Genomic DNA, 22,154 nt, shown 5'->3' with positions numbered 1-22,154 from the left:
GCAGCGTCCCGTCGCTTAAATGAGCGCTGAGCATAACCGCTGTGGCGCTTATCGGGGTAAGCGCGGCTCTGGTATCCTCGCCGGCATGACTAAATCACTCCCCCTCAGCCTGATCGCAGCCCTCGGTGAAAACCGCGTGATCGGCGTCGACAACAGCATGCCCTGGCACCTGCCGGGGGACTTCAAATACTTCAAGGCCACCACCTTGGGCAAGCCGATCATCATGGGTCGCAAGACCTGGGATTCGCTCGGTCGGCCACTGCCGGGGCGCTTGAATATCGTGGTCAGCCGTCAGGCCGATCTGGTGCTCGAAGGTGCCGAGGTTTATCCATCGCTGGAAGCGGCCGTGGTTCGCGCCGAGGAATGGGCGAAGGCGCAGGGCGTTGATGAGCTGATGCTGATCGGCGGCGCGCAGTTGTACGCGCAAGGGCTGGCGCAGGCGGATCGTCTGTATCTGACTCGCGTGGCGTTGAGCCCGGAAGGGGATGCGTGGTTTCCGGAGTTTGATTCGAGCCAGTGGAAACTGGTTTCCAACGTTGAAAACCCGGCGGTTGAAGATAAGCCAGCGTACAACTTCGAAGTCTGGGAAAAAGCCTAAAAAGCATCGCGAGCAGGCTCACTCCTACAGGGAAACGCATTCCAATGTAGGAGTGAGCCTGCTCGCGATAGCGGTCTGTCAGGCGCTAATCAAGCCTGAGCAAGTTCCGCATGTTCATCAGCATCCAGCAACTCTTTATCAGTCTGCTGCATCACCTGACTGGTAATCGCGCCAGCAGTGATCGAACCACTCACGTTCAACGCCGTCCGCCCCATATCGATCAGCGGCTCAACCGAAATCAGCAACGCCACCAGTGACACCGGCAAACCCATCGCCGGCAGCACGATCAGCGCCGCAAACGTCGCGCCGCCACCGACGCCGGCCACGCCCGCCGAACTCAAGGTCACAATCGCCACCAGCGTCGCGATCCACAGCGGATCCAGCGGGTTGATGCCCACGGTCGGCGCAACCATCACCGCCAACATCGCCGGATACAGACCCGCGCAGCCGTTCTGGCCAATCGTCGCACCGAACGAGGCGGCAAAGCTCGCCACCGACTGCGGAATCCCCAGACGACGGGTCTGCGCTTCAATGCTCAGCGGAATGCTCGCGGCGCTGGAACGGCTGGTGAACGCGAACGTCAGCACCGGCCAGATCTTGCGGAAGAAGCGCAGCGGGTTGATACCGGCGGCCGACAACAGCAAGCCGTGCACCACGAACATCAGGCCCAGACCGAGGTACGACACCACGACGAAGCTGCCGAGTTTAATGATGTCCTGCAGGTTGGAACCGGCGACCACTTTGGTCATCAGCGCCAACACGCCGTAAGGGGTCAGTTTCATCACCAGACGTACCAGACGCATCACCCAGGCTTGCAGGGTGTCGATGGCGTTGATCACTTTCTGACCTTTCTCGACGTCATCCTTGAGCAGTTGCAGCGCGGCAACCCCGAGGAATGCGGCGAAAATCACCACGCTGATGATCGAGGTTGGCTTGGCCCGCGCCAGATCGGCAAACGGGTTTTGCGGAATGAACGACAGCAGCAGTTGCGGCACATTCAGGTCGGCAACCTTCCCGGCATAGTCGGACTGAATGGTTTGCAGACGGGCCATTTCCTGGGTGCCGGCGACCAGACCTTCAGCGGTGAGGCCGAACAGGTTGGTCAGGCCGATACCAATCAGCGCGGCAATCGCCGTGGTGAACAGCAGGGTGCCGATGGTCAGGAAGCTGATCTTGCCCAGCGACGAGGCGTTGTGCAGGCGTGCTACGGCGCTGAGGATCGAGGCGAACACCAGCGGGATAACGATCATTTGCAGCAACTGTACGTAGCCGTTGCCGACCAGATCGAACCAGCCGATCGAGGCTTTCAGCACCGGGTTGCCGGCACCGTAAACGGTGTGCAGGGCCACGCCGAACGCAACACCCAGCACCAGCGCGAGCAGGACTTTTTTCGCCAGGCTCCACGTGGTGTGGCGGGTTTGTGCCAGACCGAAAAGCAGGGCGAGGAACACCAGCAGATTGAGGATCAGCGGCAGATTCATGAAAACTCCGATAAGACTTGTGCCAGTCGCCTTCTGGGGCAACTGCGAACCGGCAAGCCTAACAGCTTGATTTGCAATGAATTAATACCGAAATCGCAGATCGTCCGTCGTTTTTGGAATAAGCGTGTGTCGCTCTCGGCAATGCATCTGGCGCAAACAGCGGCGCGGACGGTCGCTGACAGACGAGGACTGTCACACTAATTTGTTAGCGTCGATCTCTTTGAATCAGGGAGAAGAGGCTTATGAAGTTCGCACCGAAATTTCTGGCTGTCGCACTGACAGTGGGCATGGGCCTGGCCACTCAGGCCTTCGCCACTGACCTGAAACACTGGCCGGCCGATCAGGCGAAAGCGCTTGACGCGATGATCGCCGCCAACGCCAACAAGGGTAACTACGCGGTGTTCGACATGGACAACACCAGTTACCGCTACGACCTCGAAGAGTCCTTGTTGCCGTTCATGGAAAACAAGGGCCTGATCACCCGCGACAAACTCGACCCCTCCCTGAAACTGATGCCGTTCAAGGACACCGCCGACCACAAGGAAAGCCTGTTCAGTTACTACTATCGCCTCTGCGAAGTCGACGACATGGTCTGCTACCCGTGGGTGGCGCAGGTCTTCTCCGGTTTCACCCTCAAGGAACTCAAAGGCTACGTCGATGAGCTGATGGCTTCGGGCAAACCGGTGCCGGCGACTTATTACGAAGGCGATGTGGTGAAGAAGCTCGACGTCAATCCGCCGAAGATCTTCACCGGCCAGCAAGAGCTGTACAACAAGCTGATGGAGAACGGCATCGAGGTCTACGTGATGACCGCCGCGTCTGAAGAGCTGGTGCGCATGGTCGCGGCGGATCCGAAGTATGGCTACAACGTCAAACCGCAGAACGTCATTGGCGTGACCACGCTGCTGAAGAACCGCGAAACCAATGAACTGACCACTGCACGCAAGCAGATTACCGCCGGCAAATATGACGAGAAGGCCAACCTCGGCCTTGAGCTGACGCCGTACCTGTGGACGCCGGCGACGTGGATGGCCGGCAAGCACGCGGCGATTCTCACCTACATCGATGAATGGAAAAAACCGGTACTGGTTGGCGGCGATACCCCGACCAGCGACGGTTACATGCTGTTCCACGATGTTGACGTGGCCAAGGGAGGGATTCACTTGTGGGTTAACCGCAAGGACAAGTACATGACGCAGATCAACGGCATGATGGCCAAGCATGCAGCGGCGCAGGCGAAAGAAGGGTTGCCGGTGACGGCGGACAAGAACTGGGTGATCGTCAAGCCTGAGGAAATTCAGTAAGCCACACCGATCCAATGTGGGAGCGAGCCTGCTCGCGAAAGCGTAGTGTCAGTCGCCATTGATCGTTCCCACGCTCTGCGTGGGAATGCAGCCCGTGACGCTCCGCGTCACTGGACGCGGAGCGTCCCTTGAGACATTCCCACGCAGAGCGTGGGAACGATCAGCCCCGCACTTGGCGGGGCATTTTTGTTTCGGCGATTTGACGCTTACAGGCCGTCGAGCATCGCTTTGTTACGCACCGCGCCTTTGTCGGCGCTAGTCGCCAGCAGGGCGTAAGCCTTGAGGGCGGTGGTTACTTTGCGCGGACGAATCTCGACCGGTTTCCAGCCCTTCTTGTCCTGTTCGGCGCGGCGTGCAGCCAGTTCTTCGTCGCTGACCAACAGGTTGATCGAGCGGTTCGGAATGTCGATCAGCACTTTGTCGCCGTCCTGCACCAGACCGATCGCGCCACCGGCGGCGGCTTCCGGCGAAGCGTGGCCGATGGACAGACCGGAAGTACCGCCGGAGAAACGACCGTCGGTGAGCAGGGCGCAGGCTTTGCCCAGGCCTTTGGATTTCAGGTACGAGGTCGGGTAGAGCATTTCCTGCATGCCCGGGCCGCCTTTCGGACCCTCGTAGCGAATGATGACGATGTCGCCTGCCTTCACTTCGTCGGCGAGGATGCCGCGTACGGCGCTGTCCTGGCTTTCGAAGATCTTCGCGTTGCCTTCGAACACGTGGATCGATTCGTCGACACCGGCGGTTTTCACCACGCAGCCGTCGAGAGCGATGTTGCCGTACAGCACAGCCAGACCACCTTCCTGCGAATAGGCGTGTTCGAAGCTGCGGATGCAGCCGTTTTCACGGTCGTCATCCAGGGTTTCCCAGCGGGTCGACTGGCTGAACGCCGTTTGCGTCGGGATCCCGGCCGGGCCAGCCTTGAAGAAGTGATGCACGGCTTCATCGTTGGTCTGGGTTATGTCCCACTTGGCGATGGCTTCTTCCATACTGCGGCTGTGCACGGTCGGCAGGTCGGTGTGCAGCAGACCGCCACGGGCCAGCGAGCCGAGGATGCTGAAGATGCCGCCGGCGCGGTGCACGTCTTCCATGTGGTACTTCTGGATGTTCGGCGCAACCTTGCACAGCTGTGGAACGGTGCGCGAAAGACGATCGATGTCGCGCAGGTCGAAATCGATTTCCGCCTCTTGGGCAGCAGCGAGCAAGTGCAGGATGGTGTTGGTCGAACCGCCCATGGCGATGTCGAGCATCATCGCGTTCTCGAACGCTTTGAAGTTGGCGATGTTGCGCGGCAGCACCGATTCGTCGTTCTCGCCGTAGTAGCGTTTGCACAGTTCGACGATGGTACGGCCGGCCTGCAGGAACAGTTGTTCGCGATCGCTGTGGGTGGCCAGGGTCGAACCGTTGCCCGGCAAGGCCAGACCCAGGGCTTCGGTCAGGCAGTTCATCGAGTTGGCGGTGAACATGCCGGAGCACGAACCGCAGGTCGGGCAGGCGCTGCGCTCGTACTCGGCGACTTTCTCGTCAGAAGCGCTTTCGTCGGCGGCGATCACCATGGCATCGACGAGGTCGAGGCCGTGGGAGGCGAGTTTGGTCTTGCCGGCTTCCATCGGGCCGCCGGAAACGAAGATCACCGGAATGTTCAGGCGCAGAGCAGCCATCAGCATGCCCGGGGTGATCTTGTCGCAGTTGGAAATGCAGACGATGGCGTCGGCGCAGTGGGCGTTGACCATGTACTCGACGGAGTCGGCGATGATCTCGCGGCTCGGCAGCGAATACAGCATGCCGTCGTGGCCCATGGCGATGCCGTCATCCACGGCAATGGTGTTGAATTCTTTCGCTACACCGCCGGCGCGTTCGATTTCGCGGGCGACCAGTTGACCCAGGTCTTTCAGGTGCACGTGGCCCGGTACGAATTGGGTGAACGAGTTGGCAATGGCGATGATCGGCTTTTTGAAGTCGTCATCTTTCATCCCCGTGGCGCGCCACAGTGCGCGGGCACCGGCCATATTGCGACCGTGGGTGGATGTTTTCGAGCGGTAATCTGGCATGGAGCACTCCGGGCGGCTAATCGCTTACTAATCAGGTGCAAAAGGGGAGTGAGCTTCTATTGACGTCTGGAACACTCAGAAATGGCCGTGTGTCCGTGATGTTGCCGATGACGTTGCGGGATCGCCGCTGGTCTCAGCCTGAGCTCATAAACCCGCCGGGGGATGAATGGCGATGAATCAGCCGATTCTACACCGCTGGCGTCTGGAGGGAATGGCGCAAAGTGTTGTTCCAGTGCCGACGGTGCGTGTGGGATGACGATCGGCAGGTTTAATCCCCACCCGGTTGCGCAAGCGCATTGTCTGCAAGGTTCCTGGCGCGCTGGCTTATCCGGCTGTTGAGTATCAGCGCGATGCCGCTGAGCAGCACGAAGCTGTATCCCAGCGTCGATTGCATATTGGTCGGACTCAGGCTGATCAATGCGCTGATCAACCCGCCGCAGATGAAGATGATTGTGCTGCCGGCCGAGGCTGATGTGCCGGCATTTTCGGGAAACAGACCCATGGCCCGGGAGGTAGCGGCTGGACGCGTGATGGTGGTTCCGGCGGTGCAGATCAGCATCGGGATCAGCACCGTGGCGGGGGCCAAAGCATGGTGGGCGGCGAGATACAGCATGACCAGTCCCGACAGCAGGATCAGGCTTAGCCCGGTGATGATTTGCCGGCCCGGCGTGATACGTCGGTTCAATACGGTGGCAATGATGCCGCCCACGACATACGCGGCGCCGTACACCAGCAGGATCAGCGAAAACTCATAGGCCGACATTTGCAGTTGGTCCATGAAGATCAGCGGTGAAATCACGATAAAGGAAAAATGGCAGGCAAATGCGAAGGCTGAAATCAGCCAGTAGCCGACGAAGTCGAAATCTCCCAACACCCGTCGATAGGCCTTGAGGAAACTCATGGGAGGGCCGCTGACAACGGGGCGGGTGTTCTCCAGGAAAATCCAGGCCTTGAGCAACACTGCGCCAGCCAGCGCAGTGAACACCCAGAAGCTGCCGCGCCAGCCAAGGGTTGCTTGCAGAAAGGTGCCGGCCAGCGGCGATACGGAGATGAAAATCCCGGTGGCCGTAACCATCAGGATACGCAGACGATCACGCTCTTCACCTTCGAACAGATCCTGCACCAGGGCCTGGGACAGTACGAAGCAGCCACACCCCAAGGCCTGTACTACCCGGAACACCAGGAACAGTGCGTAATCGCTGGTTATCACGCAACCGACAGCACCGAGCATCGATACGCTCATGCCGGCGAGCAACAAGCCCTTGCGGCCAATCACGTCGGACAGTGGGCCGATCAACACCTGGGCAAACGCGATACCCACGGCGAACAGACTGATCGACAGTGCGATGTCCGCCGGTGTACTGCGAAAATGCGCCGCCAGTGCCGGAAACGAAGGCAGCAGGACATCCAGTGGAAACACGCCAAGCAGCACCATTGCGAGCAACAGGCTGACCGCCCCGCGACGTTGACGGGGAGTTACCACGGATTTTCCTTTATCCATCGATCAGTCCTGCCTTGGCAAAAAGTGTCTGGTTATGGGGTGTGGCGAAAAATCCGGCCTTGCGCAATGCATCCACCGTAGCGATGCAACCTGATCGTGCACGCGCGCGGTTGGCCTGCACCGTTGCCATGCCGCCGACTATCTCCATCACGTCACTGTCGGCGATGCCCGCGCCACGCAGGCTCTGTTGCAGCCAGCGTTCGTCGACCTCGAAGAAAATCCCGATGATCTCCAGCAGCGTTCTACTCACAAACGTACGCTGGCGGCTGTTCATGGACAGCCAGCAGTAGTGGAACACTTCGGCAAAGTAGCGACTGTGGCGGGCTTCGTCGGCCAGATGGTCGCGCAGCATGTCGTTCACGCTGGACACCAGAGTGTCGCGGCAGATGTCCAGCAGCTCGCGGGCAATGATGGTCTCCGAGACGAAGCCGAGCAGAAACCATGCCAGTGCGCGGTTCTTCTCCGGGGTGCGGGCGATCATTGCGTTCATGCGGGTGATCCGCCTGGGGATCGTCGGCCGTCCGGTGATTCCGTAAAGCCCGGCGATCTGCTCCGCGAGACGATTGGAGAACAGCGCGTGGTAACCCTCATCGGTGTAGAGTTGCAGCGCCGCGTGCTTCATCGGCAGAGGCACGTAAATGGGCAGTTCCCGATGCGCAATGACTTCAACCGCGCGGTTGACGATGCGGTGTTCGAGCAGCGTGGTGTAGTCGAGGAAGTGCACCAAGTGATTGGCCGTCAGTCGATGCAACACCTCGCGCCCCGCAGCCTGGATTGCTGGATGAGCCAGGTAGGGCAGGAAGGCGGGCGGGAACCAGTAGCGGCTTTGCAGTTGCTGCTGCACGTCGTCCGGCAATTGATAGTCGTGGGTGCTGCTGCGTACCGAGGCTCGGCTGTCCCAGTCCCTGAGGGTGAACTTGAGCGCCCATGACACCGGTACTTCATTCGGATCGGGGATCAGCAGGGTCATGCCTGGACCTCGCGCAGCAGATCGCGCATTTCCGCGCACATCACGTGCCCGTCGCTCGCACCGCAGCCGACAAAGAACAGCGGTTGTTCAGCGCTTCCCTCAAGTTTGAGCAGTGTTTCGACTTGCTTGTCGGCAAACGCACCGGTCAGCCAGGTGTTAAGGCCAAGCGCTGTGGCAACCAGTTGAAAGCTCTGCGATAGATGACCGGCTTCGACGAACGCCATTCGATAGGCCCGTGAGTGCTCGTACTTCCACCAGAGCCGATCAAATCGGGCCGTGATGAACAACCCAAGCGGCAGGTTGTTGATGAAATGCTGGCCCCCGAGCAAATCGCCCAGCGCCGGTTGTGGTAATGGATTGACCCGGCTCAGGGTGTGTTGCGCCGGGTAGTAGGCGTAGATGCCGGGTTCCAGATTCTCGACATTTTGTACCAGCAGAAAGCCTTCACAGGCGTTCAGGCCGCCACCGGAGGGGCTGCTGCGACGTGCGCCGAGGCCTTGGGCGATGCTGTCGTCGCGATCGATGTCGCGCTCGTGGAGATAACCGAGTGAAAGATAAAGCAGGGTGCCGACGTCGCTGAGCGTCATCGCTGCATCGGTAAAGGAGCGGCAGGTCTTTCGCTGAAGCAACGCGTTATTCAGGCTGTCGTTGCTCAATGCGTACGGGACGGGCAGCGCAATGCGCTGATCAGTCTCATGCTGTAGGCGTTCAGTCGCGGGGGGCGGGCAAGCCAATACTTCGTTGCAGTGCGCCAGATATTGTCTGGACCACTCATGAATGTTCTGTGGTGAGTGTTCGCAGGGAATGTTTTGAGTGCCGATGTGATAGATCTTTGATAATTCATCCCAGCCCCATTGCGGGGTGTCGATTTTTGCAATGGTTAGAATGCCCGCGCTTAATAGTTGTGTATCTATGATGTTGTGGGTGTCGAACAGGTCTGGGTTGTTTATTAGTTGGGCAAGGCGCGATGAATAGTTGATGTCGAGTTCATATTGAGTGTGGTCTTTGTAATTCCATACTATTTGTCCTGGTGAGCGCGGCAATATAAAAAGATAAGGGTTGATGTACATGGGGCTGTTCACTCTGGCTGAAGTCGAAAGGACGCTGAGTTGCCGGCACTCCCCAGCGTCCTGACTTACTTAACGGGCTTTAGGAGCAACCAGAAAAGCCAGGTTTGCGATTTTGTTGGTTTCCAGAGAAATCTTTTTCATGATGTGAACTCCTTGTTCGTTGAAATTTTAAGTCACCTCGTGGTGACGACTTCATAATAGTTTGTAATGGATTATTGGCAAGTGGATATTAAGTAGGAATGCTCCAGTAATTTTGTCGGAATAATCTTTAGCTGGAGATCGATTTTGTAGGGTAAGTTTCAATAATTAAAAGATGTAAGGAAATATCCTGCACGTTCATAGGAAGGCAAGTGTAGGAAGTCGTAAACGTCGGAAGAATTAACAGGCGCGGAATGACTGCCAGGGCCAGGCGTACAGCAAACGGGGAGCCTGCTGGCTCCCCGTCATCCGCATTGATCAGCTGTTAGGCAGCAGGCGGCAGGTGATGCTCTTGATGTAGCGCGTCTCGGCAATGGCCGGATGCACCGGGTGGTCCGGACCCTGACCGCCACGTTCCAGCAGCTGGATATTGCGATCCAGGTGGCGGGCGCTGGTCAGCAGGATGTTCTGCAGATCGTCTTCCGGCAGGTGCATCGAGCACGACGCGCTGACCAGGATGCCGTCCTTGTTGAGCAGGCGCATGGCTTGCTCGTTCAGGCGACGGTAGGCGCCTTCGCCGTTTTTCATGTCTTTCTTGCGTTTGATGAACGCTGGCGGGTCAGCAACGATCACGTCGAAGCGCTCTTCGCTGGCTTTCAGTTCTTTCAGCGCTTCAAAGACATCGCCTTCGATGCAGGTCATCTTGTCGGCGAAACCGTTCAGCGCAGCGTTGCGCTCAACACCGTCGAGGGCGAACGCCGAGGCATCGACGCAGAACACTTCGCTGGCGCCGAAAGCGGCAGCCTGCACGCCCCAACCACCGATGTAGCTATAGAGGTCGAGGACGCGTTTGCCTTTGGCATAAGGGGCCAGGCGAGCACGGTTCATGCGGTGATCGTAGAACCAGCCGGTTTTCTGGCCCTGAATGACTGGCGCTTCGAACTTCACGCCGTTCTCTTCCAGCGCCACCCATTCCGGCACCAGGCCGAACACGGTTTCGACGTAGCGGTTGAGGCCTTCGGCGTCACGCGCGGCGGAGTCGTTCTTGAACAGAATGCCGCTTGGCTTGAGCACTTGGGTCAGCGCCGCGATCACGTCATCTTTATGCGCTTCCATGGTCGCCGAGGCGATCTGGACCACAAGGATGTCGCCGAAACGGTCGACCACCAGACCTGGCAGCAAGTCGGAGTCACCGTAGACCAGACGATAGAACGGCTTGTCGAACAGGCGCTCGCGCAGCGACAGGGCCACGTTCAGGCGGTGCACCAGCAGCGATTTGTCCAGCGCAACTTTAATGTCGCGCGACAGCAGGCGGGCGCAGATCAGGTTGTTCGGGCTCATCGCCACGATGCCCAACGGCTTGCCGCCAGCGGCTTCGAGGATGGCTTGATCGCCGGCCTGGAAGCCGTGCAAAGGGGTGGCGGCTACATCGATTTCGTTGCTGTAGACCCACAGGTGACCGGCGCGCAGGCGACGGTCGGCGTTGGCTTTGAGGCGCAAGCTAGGCAGGGACATGACGTCGCTCCGGAAAAAAGAGCGGGAGTATAGCGTGTTGCGACTTGTGTCGGGTTTGATGAGCGATGAAACGCTGATGGCCCCTTCGCGAGCAGGCTCGCACAAAGGGCTTGTGACCGACACAAGACCAATGGGGGAGCGAGCCTGCTCGCGAATGCGGTCCCCAATGCTACGCCGACAGTGCGTCGATCAGCTCTTTGTTGAACGCCGGAATATCATCCGGCTGACGGCTACTGATCAGGTGACCATCCTTGACCACTTCTTTATCGACCCAATTGGCCCCGGCATTGACCAGGTCGTCCTTGAGCGTCTTGTAACTGGTCATGGTTTTGCCGTTGACCAGCCCCGCCGAGATCAGCAACCAGCCGCCATGGCAGATCACCGCAATGGGTTTGCCGGCAGACGCGCCGGTCTTGACCAGATGTTGGGCATCCTGATCAATGCGGATGGTGTCGGAGTTCTGCACGCCGCCCGGCAGGACGATCGCGTCGTACTGCTCGCTGCTGGCTCCTTGAAAGGTCTGGTCGACCTTGAAGTCATCCGCCGGTTTGTCGTGATTCCAGCCTTTGACCTTGCCCGCCTCGGCCGAAAGGATGTCGACTTGCGCGCCGGCTTGCTCAAGTGCCTGCTTGGGACCGGTCAGTTCGACTTGTTCGAAACCGTCTGTTACCAAAATGGCGACGCGTTTGCCGTTGAGGGAAGTGGCCATCGATAAGCTCCTGAGTCTGTGGGAGTTTGCCGCCGCAAGGGACCGGAGTGATCCGTTGGGCATTACAGATTCCGAAGCCTGCGCGTGAATGAAAGTTCCTGACAATTGCCCACTGGTGTGTCGTCGTGCGGTTTTTTAGAGGTTAGAATCGCCGCCTGTCCCTGAGTGTGTACTTATGTCCCAAGAGCTGACCACCGAACAGATTCAACAATCGCTGCAAGGCATCAGTGTGCCGGCGCAACCGCAGATCATGGTGGATCTGCAAATGGAGCAGTACATGCCCGACCCGGACCTGGAGGTGATCGCCAAGCTGATCGCTCAGGATCCCGGTCTGTCTGGCTCGCTGCTGAAAATCGTCAACTCGCCGTATTACGGTCTGAGCAACAAGATCACCTCGATTCAACGCGCGGTGAATCTGTTGGGCAGCCGCTCGATCATCAACCTGATCAACGCGCAGTCGATCAAAGGCGAGATGAACGACGACACCATCGTTACGCTCAACCGTTTCTGGGACACCGCCCAGGACGTGGCGATGACGTGCCTGACGCTGGCCAAGCGTATCGGCACTCAGGCCGGCGATGAGGCGTATGCCTTGGGCCTGTTTCACGATTGCGGCGTGCCGTTGATGCTGCAACGGTTCCCCAATTACATGACGGTTCTGGAAAAGGCTTACGCCAACGCTAGCGCCGAATGTCGCGTAGTGGACACGGAAAACAGCGAGTTCAATACCAACCATGCAGTGGTCGGCTACTACACCGCCAAGTCCTGGCGCCTGCCGGAGCATGTCAGCGCGGCGATCGCCAACCACCACAATGCCCTGGCGATCTTCAGCGATGAGTCGTCGCGCAACAGTCAGCTGAAAAACCTGCTGGCGATCCTGAAGATGGCCGAGCACATTTGTGCGTCTTACCGCGTGCTGGGCAACCAGACAGAAGATTCCGAATGGAACGCCGTCGGGCCGTTGGTACTCGATTACGTAGGACTGTCGGATTACGACTTCGAAACCCTCAAACAAACGATCCGCGACCTCGGCGCGCATTGATTCGAGGACGCTATGCCTGAACTGCCGGAAGTCGAAACCACCCGTCGCGGGATTGCCCCGCATCTGGAAGGCCAGCGCGTCAGTCGGGTGATCGTGCGTGATCGGCGCCTGCGCTGGCCGATCCCGGAAGACCTCGATGTGCGCTTGTCGGGGCAGCGCATCGTGCTGGTCGAGCGTCGTGCCAAGTACCTGTTGATCAACGCCGAAGTCGGCACGTTGATCAGTCATTTGGGCATGTCGGGCAACTTGCGTCTGGTCGAGGTCGGCTTGCCGGCGCTCAAGCATGAACATGTCGATATCGAGCTGGAATCGGGGCTGGCCCTGCGCTACACCGATCCGCGACGGTTCGGCGCGATGTTGTGGAGCAATGATCCACTCAATCACGAACTGCTGATTCGTCTCGGCCCGGAACCACTGACCGATCTGTTCGATGGCGAGCGCTTGTTCCAGCTGTCGCGCGGGCGTTCGATGGCGGTCAAGCCGTTCATCATGGACAACGCAGTGGTCGTGGGCGTCGGCAATATTTATGCGACCGAAGCGCTGTTTGCTGCCGGGATTGATCCGCGCCGCGAGGCGGGAGGGATTTCCCGGGGGCGATACCTGAAACTGGCGATCGAGATCAAACGCATTCTGGCCGCTGCCATTGAGCGTGGCGGTACGACGTTGCGTGATTTCATTGGCGGTGACGGTCAGCCGGGCTATTTCCAGCAGGAGCTGTTTGTCTATGGCCGTGGCGGTGAACACTGCAAGGTCTGTGGCACCGGGCTGCGTGAAGTGAAGCTGGGCCAGCGTGCCAGTGTGTTCTGCCCGCGCTGTCAGAGCTGAGGAAAAAAGCTGAAAAAGTCCTACGGTCTATAGTGAGTTGTCTCACTGTTCAGCCCGAAGGATCGTGCCATGAAGTCCTTGCAAGTCCTCTTTGTTGCGCTGCTGCTGTGTTCCAGTCTGGCTGTTCAGGCCGCGGAAAATGGCAGCGGTGACCCGCGCTACACCATCCAGAATCCACCGGCCTACGCCATGCTTGGCGATCTGCTGATTGCCCGCCCTTTATTGGTGGTGGCGACGGTGATCGGTGCGGGGGCGTTTGTCGTGTCGCTGCCGTTTACCGCGCTGGTCGGTGGGATTGGCGATGCCGGGCAGGCGTTGGTGGTGGATCCGGCGAAAGCCGCTTTTGTGCGGTGTCTGGGGTGTATCGGGGAGGGGTTTGAGCAGCGTGAGTGAGCTGATCAGGGTTTTGCGCTGCTGCTGATGGCCCTTTCGCGAGCAAGCTCGCTCCCACATTGGAGCGCATTTCAAATGTGGGAGCGAGCTTGCTCGCGAAGAGGCCCGAAAGAGCGCTACAAATCCGGCGGATCAGGCCTTGCCGGTAATCTTGCGGTACTTCTCCATCAACTGTTCTTCAGTCTCCGGATGCGCCTCGTCCAGCGGAATGCAATCCACCGGGCAAACCTGCTGGCACTGCGGTTCGTCGTAGTGGCCGACGCACTGGGTGCACAGGTTCGGGTCGATCACGTAGATCTCTTCGCCTTGGGAAATGGCGGCGTTCGGGCACTCGGGTTCGCAGACGTCGCAGTTGATGCAATCGTCGGTGATGATCAGGGACATGCTAACTCCAGCCGGGGCGGCAGGCCCGGGCGCAATAAATCAATGCGCGCAATTGTGCCGCATTGGCGAGCGCAGTGCACGCGGCTGCGATCAAGGGCACTGATAGCTGCGATCAAAAAACAAAGATCGTCTGATCGCAGCCCGAGCCTTCGGCAGCTCCTACTTTTTAAAGCGCAGGGTCAGCGCATCAGCCACGGCCGGGTGGACGAACTTGCTGATATCGCCGCCCAGCGCGGCAATTTCCCGCACCAGCGTCGAGGAAATGAACGAATAACGCTCGGACGGCGTGAGAAACAGGCTCTCCACATCCGGGGCCAACTGGCGGTTCATGTTGGCCAGCTGGAATTCGTATTCGAAGTCCGACACCGCACGCAATCCACGCAGGAACACATTGGCGTTCTGCTCTTTGGCGAAATGCGCGAGCAGCGTCGAGAAGCCGACCACTTCCACGTTCGGCAGGTGTTTGGTGACTTCGCGAGCCAGTTCGACCCGTTGTTCCAGCGGGAACAGCGGGTTTTTCTTCGGGCTGGCAGCGACCGCAATAATCACGTGATCGAACAGGCGCGAGGCGCGTTCGACCAGATCGCCATGGCCCTTGGTAATAGGGTCGAAGGTACCTGGGTACAACACTCGGTTCATCGCGTCGTCCTGGCGGGAGTCCGTTGGGGAGTCGGATGGTATCGCAGCCGTCCCGGTCGGCCAAGTCGCCTGTTGGGTAAGAAAGCACTATAGACGATCGCGATAATGGGTTTTTTCACGGGTTTCTCAGCCGATCGGCGAGGGAAGTCGCCAGTTGCGCAGTCAGACCATACACCGACAACTGCGGGTTGGCGCCGATGCTGGTGGGGAACAGTGAGCCATCGTGAATCGACAGATTGGCCAGTTGATGATGACGGCCGAGACTGTCGGTGACCGCGCTTTTCGGCTCTTCACCCATCGCGCAACCACCCATGACGTGGGCGCTGCCCAAGCGGGTGCGGTACAGCTCCAGGCTCAAACCATCGATCAGCGTGCGCGCTTCGGCCAGGGTTTTCACGTAACGGGCGTCGGCGTGCATCGGCATCACCGCTTTTGCTCCGCCGGCAAACTGAATCTCGGCCATGACCTGAAAGGCCCGGCGCAGGCCTTCCCAGGCGTAGGGTGAAACCTGATAGTCGAGCACCGGCGAACCATCGCCACGCAACTCGACTGCACCGCCCGGGCTGTCCGGGTGAAAACCGTCGCGCAGCAAGGCCAGCATGGCGTGGGTGTGCGGCAGGTCAGCCATGTGTAGCGCGCTTTCCTCGCCAAAGCCGCCGAGCAGGGTGGCCGCCAGTGCCGGGTGCAGCGGCGGTACTTCAAGTTTGAAGGCCATCGGCCCGGTGTTGCCGTCCTTCCATTGGAAATGGTCGGAATAGATCGACTGCGGCGCCCCGTAAAACGGGTTGATGACTTCATCGAAGCGCGCAGCGGACATGTTCACCGGGTGCAGGAAGGTGCGTTTTCCCAGGCTTTTATGCGGGTCTGGTGCGTCCGAACGCAGCAATAGCGCCGGGCTGTTGATGCCACCGCCGGCCAATACGTAATGCCGCGCCTTGACGTGGATTGTGCGCCCGGTCGGTTCGACGCAGCGCTCATCCATCGCCACGCATTGCAGGCCAGTGACTTTGTTGCCGCTGATCAGCAGCTTCTCCGCGCGAGCGAGATAAAGCAGCTCGCCGCCCTTTTCCAGCGTCGCCGGTATGGTGGTGACCATCATCGATTGCTTGGCGTTGGTCGGGCAGCCCATGCCGCAGTAACCGAGATTCCAGCAGCCGCGCACATTGCGCGGGATCACGTGCCAGCTGTAACCGAGGTGCTCGCAGCCTTTGCGGATCACATCGTTGTTGGCGTTGGGCGGGACCATCCATGGAGCGACGCCGAGGCGTTGTTCCATTTTCTCGAACCACGGCGCCATCTCGGCGGGGCTGTGACCTTTGACGTTGTGTTCCTTGGCCCAGTGTTCGAGTGTCGGCTCCGGGGTGCGAAAGCTCGATGTCCAGTTGATCAGCGTGGTGCCGCCGACCGCGCGTCCTTGCAGGATGGTGATTGCGCCGTCCTTGCTCATGCGGCCGATGCCTTCCTGATAGAGGCTGCTGTAGGCCTGGTCTTCGAGCATCTTGAAATCGGAACTGGTTTTCAGCGGGCCTTCTTCGATCAGCAGGACTTTGTAGCCGGCAGCGCTAAGGATTTCCGCCGTGGTGCCGCCACCGGCGCCGCTGCCGATGATGGCCACGTCGGCCTCCAGGGTCAGGTCGTCGCTCAGCTGTGCGCCGTTGTAGGTTTTCCAGCCTCGGGCGAGGCCTTCGCGGAACGGGTCGGGTACGGGCATCGATCAGGTTCTCTTTATTATTTTTGGATGCGGCGGTGTGGCGGCCGACCTCTTCGCGAGCAGGCTCGCTCCCACATTTGAAATGCATTCCCCTGTGGGAGCGAGCCTGCTCGCGAAGGCCGCGCCGCTAATCTCAAACAGTAGGCGGGCCGGGATAGCCGCAATGCGCCCACGATTCTGCGCGGGTGTACCAGGCCATCATCACCATCTGCTGCAACGAGCTATGCCCCATGCGTAACAAACTCAACGAGCTGTTTTCCCAACGATCAAGAAAATGCCGCATCGCCTCGGCACTGGCATTTTCCCAACTGCCCCAGATCCCGGTGAGTGGCCCGCGCGTCACCGCCATGCCGAGGACGTCGAACAGTTGCCGGGTGAGCTTGAGCATCTCCGGCGACAGGTGATCGAGGCTGTAGTCCAGCGATTTGAGCGTGCCATCGACAGCGGCCGGCATCTTTTCGGCCACCACGGCGCCGTCGAGCATTACCGGGATCAGTGCGCGCAGAAACAGCAGATCGCCGTCACGCAACGAGACAAAACCGTTGGCCGCGACGCTCGATGAGCAGCCACTGAGACTGGCACCGAGCCCGGCAGTGGCGAGGAATGCCGTGGCGCCGAGGCTGAATTTCAGCAGGCCACGGCGGGACAGTGCAGGTGTTTCGGTCAGGCTTGGGTGCATTATTTTTATTACCCGGCGGTGACGAAGGTTTAGCGAATGAACAGCTTCTGGATCAGTTTCTGAATCGATTTGCCGTAGGGCGGATAAATCAGCCTGGCCGCGTTGAAGCGCTGTTTAATCAATACGCCTTTGGCTTTGCTGAAGGTCAGGAAGCCTTCGTGGCCATGGTAGTGGCCCATGCCGGAAGCGCCGATGCCGCCGAACGGCATGTCGTCCTGAGCCACATGCAGCAAGGTGTCGTTCAGGCACACACCGCCGGAATGGGTTTCGTGCAGCACCCGGTTCTGTTCGCGTTTGTCGTAGCCAAAGTAGTAAAGAGCCAGAGGTCGTGGCCGCTGATTGATGTAAGCAAATGCCTGCTCCAGATCCTGATACGGCACGATCGGCAGCAGCGGGCCGAAGATTTCGTCCTGCATCACGGTCATCTCGTCGCTGACATTCAGCAGCACACTGTGCGGCATGCGTCGGCCCTGGCCCTGTTCGAACAGCGGAATCAACAGCGCACCCTTGCTGGTCGCGTCGCTGACGTAGCCGTTAAGTCGCGCCAATTGACGTTCGTTGATGATCGCCGTGTAGTCCGGATTGTCGGTGAGTGTCGGATAAAAACCCTGCACGGCCTGGCGATAGGCTTCGACGAAAGCGCCGACCCTATCTTCCGGCACCAGCACGTAATCCGGGGCCACGCAGGTCTGCCCGGCGTTGAGGGTTTTACCGAAGGCGATGCGCTCGGCAGCATCCTTGAGCGGTACATCGCGGGAGACGATGGCCGGCGACTTGCCGCCCAGTTCCAGGGTGACCGGCGTCAGGTTTTCGGCGGCGGCGCGCATCACGTGTTTGCCGATGCTGGTGGCGCCGGTGAACAGCAAATGATCGAAGCGCAAACGCGAGAACGCCACGCCAATGTCGGCTTCGCCGAGCACTACGCAGACCAGGTCTTCGGGGAAGATTCGCGCCAGCAATTCCTTGAGCAATTGCCCGGTGGCCGGGGTCGATTCGCTGAGCTTGAGCATCACCCGGTTACCCGCCGCCAAGGCGCCGACCAGCGGGCCGACGGCCAGATACAACGGGTAATTCCACGGCACGATGACGCCGACCACGCCGAGAGGCTGATACACCACTTTTGCCGAAGCAGGCTGGAACGCCATGCCGACCTTACGCCGCGAAGCTTTCATCCAGCCTTTGAGATGCCGGCTGGCGTAATGAATGCCGTGCAGGCTCGGCATCAGCTCGGCGAGCAGGGTTTCATCGGCGCTGCGGTGACTGAAATCGGAGCTGATCGCCTCGATCAATGCCTGACGCTCGTTGCTGAGCAAATCACTCAGTGCCTTGAGCAATTGCTGGCGCTGAGCGGCGGGTGGCATCGGATTGGCGGCATACGCGGCCCGCTGCGCCGCGAACAACCGGTCCAGCTCCGCCAGCGGTTGTTGCAGCGTTTGCAGGTAAGCAATGTCGGCAGTCATGGTCTGCTCCGGATTTATTGTAGTGATGAACTTTTTAGAGTCTATGCTCTAGAAAGTCAAATGACTTCCTTGCACAGCAGTGTTTTATCCATTTCCGGTTAGGTCGTAAGATGCCCCCCTACGCACTCTGAATTAAAGCTCAAGCCATGGCCCCACGAATAAAAACCAGCGAGCGTATCGTGCTGAACAGCCTTGAGCTGTTCAATCAGCAGGGCGAGCGCAGCATCAGCACCAATCACATTGCTGCCCATATGGAGATTTCTCCGGGCAACCTGTACTACCACTTCCCCAACAAGCAGGCGATCATCGCCGTGTTGTTCAGTGAGTACGAAAGCCTCGTGGACAGCTTTCTGCGTCCGCCGCAGGGGCGTGCGGCGACGGTCGAGGACAAGCGTTTCTATCTCAAGGAATTGCTTTCGGCGATGTGGCGCTACCGCTTTCTGCACCGCGATCTGGAGCATTTGCTCGACAGCGATCCGGAACTGGCCGCCCGCTATCGGCGCTTTTCCCAACGCTGCGTGATTCAGGGCGCGGCGATCTACGAAGGTTTCGTCGCCGCCGGGATCCTCGATATGGATCGCGTGCAGATAGAGTCCCTGACCCTCAATGCCTGGATCATCCTGACGTCGTGGGTGCGCTTCCTGTGCACCACCCGTGAAAACTCCAACCACCTCAGCGAACAAGCCATTAAACGTGGCGTGTATCAGGTGCTGGTGCTGGAAGCCGGGTTTGTCACCGAGCAGGCGCGTGACGAGGTCAATGCGTTGTTCGAGGAGTTCTACGTGCCGCTGGCCCAGGCCCTCGAAGACGTGAAATAAACCGTTCTGTTGAAATCCCCCAGGAGCCCGTTATGCCGATTGCGCAACTGATCAGCCCCGAAGCACTGGATGCCCGCAAGGCGCAGCCGGGGCTGGTGATTCTCGATTGTCGTTTTGCCCTCGAAGACCCGGACTATGGTCAGCGCAGCTATGCCGAAGGGCACATTGCCGGGGCGAGCTTTGCCGATCTTGAACGAGACCTCAGCGGCACAGTGGTCAAAGGCGTGAGCGGTCGGCATCCGTTGCCCGAGCCAGCGGCGTTGATCGAGCGGCTGCAGGCGTGGGGCATCAACAACGACAGCGATGTGGTTTTGTACGACGACGGCCCCGGTGCCTACGCGGCGCGGGCGTGGTGGTTGCTGGCGTGGCTGGGCAAGCGCGATGGCGTGTTCATTCTCGATGGCGGGCTCAAGGCGTGGCATGCGGCGGGGCTGCCGCTGAGTCTGGATGCGCCGACGGTCAGTCGCGGCACTTTCAGTGGCCAGCCGGACATGAGCCTGCTGATCAGCGCCGAAAAATTGCAAAAGCGTCTTGGCCAACCTGCGTTGACCTTGATTGATGCTCGGGCTTTACCGCGATTCAAGGGTGAAGTTGAGCCGATCGATCCGATTGCCGGGCACATTCCCGGCGCGCAATGCGCGGCGTTCACCGACAACCTCGGCAGCGATGGGCGATTCCTGCCGGCGGATCAGCTCAAGCAGCGCTTTGCCGCCAAGATCGGTGAGCGTTCGCCAGCGGATCTGGTTGCCTATTGCGGTTCTGGCGTGACGGCGTGTCACAACCTGTTTGCATTGTGTCTGGCGGGTTATCCGCTGGGATCGTTGTATGCCGGATCGTGGAGCGAGTGGATCAACGAGCCTTCGCGCGGTATCGTCACTGGCGAATAGTCACCACACATCCCTGTAGGAGTGAGCCTGCTCGCGATAGCGGTGTGTCAGTCACCTTTACCTTTACTGAAACACCGCTATCGCGAGCAGGCTCACTCCTACAAGGGAACGGCGTTGTCTGAAGGAAATTGTCGGGCGCTGCGGTAGGCGGCGGGGCCGACGCCATAAGCCTGCTTGAACTGCCGGCTCAAATGGCTCTGGTCGGCAAACCCCAATTGTGTGGCGACCTCCACGGGCAGGCAGCCGTGTTGCAGAAGTGCGCGAGCCTGGGCGATGCGTTGCTGCATCAGCCAGGTGTGCGGCGGCATGCCGGTGGCGCGGCGGAACACCCGGGCGAAATGGAAGGGCGACAGATTGACCGCCGCCGCCAGCTCTTCCAGTGACGGTGGCGCCGCCAATTGTGCGTGCAACAACTCCTTGCCCAGCAGCACCGCACGGTGTTCCTTGCCGGCTCGACTGGGCACCGGCACTGCCGCATGGCGCTGCAACAGCAGCAACATCATCTCGCGCCACAGCGTTTGCTGTTGCAGTGCGGTGGCCGGGCTTTCGAGCAAACGATGCAACTGCGCAAAGCCGTTGACCAGATCCGCATCGCGATACAGCGTGGCGCCAAACGCCGGCAGACTCGTGGTGGACAGTTCCAGCTCATCCAGCAGCGAAACGATTTGCGCCGTATCAGGATAAAACGCCCGGTACAGCCAGCCATCCTCGGTGCCCTTGTGCCCGGTGTGCAGTTCGTCCGGATTGATCAACACCAGTGTGCCGCTGCCGGCCAGATGTTCGGCGCCGCGATAGCGATAACGCTGGGCGCCGGCCATGATCATGCCGATCACGAATCCGTCGTGCACATGCGGGGCGAAACGATGCTCGATGTAGCGTGCCGACAACAACTCGACCCCGGCCAGTGGCGCGGTTTGCCAGAAACGGATCGACTCGCCCTGATCGCTCATGCGGGCACGCGAGCCAGCCACTGCGGTATACGTCGTTCCAGGTAATAACCGGGCTGGCGCAGCGAGCCATCGACGAAGCCGACGTGCCCGCCGCGTGCCTGCAATTCGAAGGCGGTCGACGGCGACAGCTCACTGGCCTGCGGCAAACTGTGCGGGAACACGAACGGATCGTCTGCCGCCTGAATGATCAGGGTCGGCGTGCGAATCTCGCCGAGGAAATAGCGGCTTGAGGCGCGACGATAGTAATCCTCGGCATCATTGAAACCGTGCAACGGCGCGGTCACCCGGCCATCGAAATCCCAGAAGGTGCGCATGTTCTCCAGCGAACCGAGGGCTGCTAGCGCGGCGAGTCCGTCTTCGCGGCCGTCATGCTGAAACTGCCGTTGCTTGTTCTTGATGTAGGCGACCATCTCGCGCATGAAGTGCGCCTGATAGACCTTGGAAAATCCCTGACCGATGCGGTCGGCGCATTGATCAAGGCGAAACGGCACGGACACCGCCACGGCACCAAGCACGCCACTGGCGCTGCCGGTTTCCCCAAGATGTTTGAGCAACACATTGCCGCCCAACGAATAGCCAACGGCATACAACGGTGCCAACGGTCGCTTGGCGCGCAGGTGTCTGATGGTTTCGGCGAGGTCTTCGCTGGCGCCGGAGTGGTAGCTGCGCGGCAGCAGATTCGGCTCGCCCGAGCAGCCGCGCCAGTTCAGCGCAACACTGGCCCAGCCTTGATCGGCCAGCGCCTGCTGGATACCAGCCACATAAGGCGAATTGGAGGAACCGGTCAGGCCGTGCAGTACCAATACCAGGGGCGCATCGGCGGTGTGCGGACCGTGCCAGTCGAGGTCGAGGAAGTCGCCATCCTCAAGCCACAGGCGTTCGCGTTCACGTTCGATATGTACGGTTTTGCGCCACAGCGGCCCCCACAAGGTTTGCAGGTGTGGATTGCCGAGGCCGAAGGCGGGGGTGAAGCGTTCTGACGAAGGGGGCACGATGGTTCTCGATGCAGCGCGGCGGCCTTGTTCGAGGCGC

The 22,154-nt window shown here is 59.8% G+C and carries 21 protein-coding genes; 7 read left to right on the top strand and 14 right to left on the bottom strand.

The window, feature by feature from the left end; all coding sequences use genetic code 11:
- Nucleotides 1-85 precede the first annotated feature (85 nt).
- A complete protein-coding gene (locus CKW17_RS21880) occupies nucleotides 86-598 on the top strand; it encodes a dihydrofolate reductase (protein WP_095121600.1) in 513 nt (170 codons plus the stop codon).
- 89 nt (nucleotides 599-687) lie between these two features.
- Here CKW17_RS21880 and CKW17_RS21875 read toward each other — a convergent pair whose 3' ends face one another.
- Nucleotides 688-2,079, bottom strand: coding sequence for an L-cystine transporter (locus CKW17_RS21875; protein ID WP_095121557.1), 1,392 nt, complete (start codon nucleotides 2,077-2,079; stop codon nucleotides 688-690).
- A gap of 242 nt (nucleotides 2,080-2,321) precedes the next feature.
- On the opposite strand from CKW17_RS21875, the gene CKW17_RS21870 reads away from it, so the two are divergent.
- Nucleotides 2,322-3,383: a phosphorylcholine phosphatase gene (locus CKW17_RS21870; protein ID WP_095121555.1), complete on the top strand. Its 1,062-nt coding sequence runs from the start codon at nucleotides 2,322-2,324 to the stop codon at nucleotides 3,381-3,383.
- A gap of 206 nt (nucleotides 3,384-3,589) precedes the next feature.
- On the opposite strand, the gene ilvD is transcribed toward CKW17_RS21870, so the two are convergent.
- The 6 genes from ilvD to CKW17_RS21840 form a co-directional block, all read right to left on the bottom strand.
- A complete protein-coding gene (ilvD, locus tag CKW17_RS21865; RefSeq protein ID WP_095121553.1) occupies nucleotides 3,590-5,431 on the bottom strand; it encodes a dihydroxy-acid dehydratase in 1,842 nt (613 codons plus the stop codon).
- Between the two features lie 268 nt (nucleotides 5,432-5,699).
- Nucleotides 5,700-6,932: a multidrug effflux MFS transporter gene (locus CKW17_RS21860; protein ID WP_095121551.1), complete on the bottom strand. Its 1,233-nt coding sequence runs from the start codon at nucleotides 6,930-6,932 to the stop codon at nucleotides 5,700-5,702.
- Nucleotides 6,925-7,902 carry a diiron oxygenase gene (locus CKW17_RS21855; protein ID WP_095121549.1) on the bottom strand — a complete coding sequence of 326 codons (978 nt, stop codon included), beginning with the start codon at nucleotides 7,900-7,902 and terminating at the stop codon, nucleotides 6,925-6,927. Before CKW17_RS21855 ends, CKW17_RS21860 begins: the two co-directional genes overlap by 8 nt.
- Complete coding sequence (locus CKW17_RS21850) at nucleotides 7,899-8,972, bottom strand: SagB family peptide dehydrogenase (protein WP_095121548.1); 1,074 nt, start codon at nucleotides 8,970-8,972, stop codon at nucleotides 7,899-7,901. Before CKW17_RS21850 ends, CKW17_RS21855 begins: the two co-directional genes overlap by 4 nt.
- A 456-nt stretch (nucleotides 8,973-9,428) precedes the next feature.
- Nucleotides 9,429-10,625 carry a class I SAM-dependent rRNA methyltransferase gene (locus tag CKW17_RS21845; RefSeq protein WP_095121546.1) on the bottom strand — a complete coding sequence of 399 codons (1,197 nt, stop codon included), beginning with the start codon at nucleotides 10,623-10,625 and terminating at the stop codon, nucleotides 9,429-9,431.
- Between the two features lie 169 nt (nucleotides 10,626-10,794).
- Complete coding sequence (locus CKW17_RS21840) at nucleotides 10,795-11,334, bottom strand: type 1 glutamine amidotransferase domain-containing protein (RefSeq protein ID WP_095121544.1); 540 nt, start codon at nucleotides 11,332-11,334, stop codon at nucleotides 10,795-10,797.
- Between the two features lie 229 nt (nucleotides 11,335-11,563).
- Here CKW17_RS21840 and CKW17_RS21835 point away from each other — a divergent pair, with 229 nt between their 5' ends.
- From CKW17_RS21835 to CKW17_RS21825, 3 genes are all read left to right on the top strand, one after another.
- Nucleotides 11,564-12,376 carry an HDOD domain-containing protein gene (locus tag CKW17_RS21835; RefSeq protein WP_175559546.1) on the top strand — a complete coding sequence of 271 codons (813 nt, stop codon included), beginning with the start codon at nucleotides 11,564-11,566 and terminating at the stop codon, nucleotides 12,374-12,376.
- A 12-nt stretch (nucleotides 12,377-12,388) separates the two neighbouring features.
- A complete protein-coding gene (gene mutM / locus CKW17_RS21830) occupies nucleotides 12,389-13,201 on the top strand; it encodes a bifunctional DNA-formamidopyrimidine glycosylase/DNA-(apurinic or apyrimidinic site) lyase (RefSeq protein ID WP_007913582.1) in 813 nt (270 codons plus the stop codon).
- A gap of 69 nt (nucleotides 13,202-13,270) precedes the next feature.
- Entirely contained in the window at nucleotides 13,271-13,594 is a 324-nt protein-coding gene (locus CKW17_RS21825; protein ID WP_095121542.1) for a multidrug transporter, read from the top strand.
- A gap of 132 nt (nucleotides 13,595-13,726) precedes the next feature.
- Here CKW17_RS21825 and CKW17_RS21820 read toward each other — a convergent pair whose 3' ends face one another.
- The 5 genes from CKW17_RS21820 to CKW17_RS21800 all read right to left on the bottom strand — a co-directional run bounded on the left by CKW17_RS21820 (nucleotide 13,727) and on the right by CKW17_RS21800 (nucleotide 18,485).
- Nucleotides 13,727-13,978 carry a YfhL family 4Fe-4S dicluster ferredoxin gene (locus CKW17_RS21820; protein ID WP_003195146.1) on the bottom strand — a complete coding sequence of 84 codons (252 nt, stop codon included), beginning with the start codon at nucleotides 13,976-13,978 and terminating at the stop codon, nucleotides 13,727-13,729.
- 159 nt (nucleotides 13,979-14,137) lie between these two features.
- A complete protein-coding gene (gene coaD, locus CKW17_RS21815) occupies nucleotides 14,138-14,617 on the bottom strand; it encodes a pantetheine-phosphate adenylyltransferase (RefSeq protein ID WP_003229157.1) in 480 nt (159 codons plus the stop codon).
- Nucleotides 14,618-14,732: 115 nt separating this feature from the next.
- Nucleotides 14,733-16,328: a GMC family oxidoreductase gene (locus CKW17_RS21810; RefSeq protein WP_095121540.1), complete on the bottom strand. Its 1,596-nt coding sequence runs from the start codon at nucleotides 16,326-16,328 to the stop codon at nucleotides 14,733-14,735.
- A gap of 133 nt (nucleotides 16,329-16,461) precedes the next feature.
- Nucleotides 16,462-17,007: a twin-arginine translocation pathway signal protein gene (locus CKW17_RS21805; RefSeq protein ID WP_095121538.1), complete on the bottom strand. Its 546-nt coding sequence runs from the start codon at nucleotides 17,005-17,007 to the stop codon at nucleotides 16,462-16,464.
- Nucleotides 17,008-17,036: 29 nt separating this feature from the next.
- Nucleotides 17,037-18,485: a coniferyl aldehyde dehydrogenase gene (locus CKW17_RS21800; protein WP_256586276.1), complete on the bottom strand. Its 1,449-nt coding sequence runs from the start codon at nucleotides 18,483-18,485 to the stop codon at nucleotides 17,037-17,039.
- 128 nt (nucleotides 18,486-18,613) lie between these two features.
- On the opposite strand from CKW17_RS21800, the gene CKW17_RS21795 reads away from it, so the two are divergent.
- Nucleotides 18,614-19,285, top strand: a complete 672-nt coding sequence (locus CKW17_RS21795; RefSeq protein ID WP_007913599.1) for a TetR/AcrR family transcriptional regulator — start codon at nucleotides 18,614-18,616, stop codon at nucleotides 19,283-19,285.
- A 32-nt stretch (nucleotides 19,286-19,317) separates the two neighbouring features.
- Entirely contained in the window at nucleotides 19,318-20,172 is an 855-nt protein-coding gene (locus tag CKW17_RS21790) for a sulfurtransferase (protein ID WP_095121534.1), read from the top strand.
- A 98-nt stretch (nucleotides 20,173-20,270) separates the two neighbouring features.
- On the opposite strand, the gene CKW17_RS21785 is transcribed toward CKW17_RS21790, so the two are convergent.
- Entirely contained in the window at nucleotides 20,271-21,122 is an 852-nt protein-coding gene (locus tag CKW17_RS21785) for an AraC family transcriptional regulator (protein WP_095121598.1), read from the bottom strand.
- Nucleotides 21,119-22,114 carry a hydrolase gene (locus CKW17_RS21780; protein WP_095121533.1) on the bottom strand — a complete coding sequence of 332 codons (996 nt, stop codon included), beginning with the start codon at nucleotides 22,112-22,114 and terminating at the stop codon, nucleotides 21,119-21,121. The genes CKW17_RS21785 and CKW17_RS21780 overlap by 4 nt, the downstream gene beginning before the upstream one ends.
- Between the last annotated feature and the right edge of the window lie 40 nt (nucleotides 22,115-22,154).

It is taken from the genome of Pseudomonas sp. Irchel s3f10 (assembly GCF_900187515.1).
Lineage (GTDB): Bacteria > Pseudomonadota > Gammaproteobacteria > Pseudomonadales > Pseudomonadaceae > Aquipseudomonas > Aquipseudomonas tensinigenes.
Note: the sequence above shows the minus strand (reverse complement) of the source record. Positions and strands in the feature narration are given on the sequence as shown.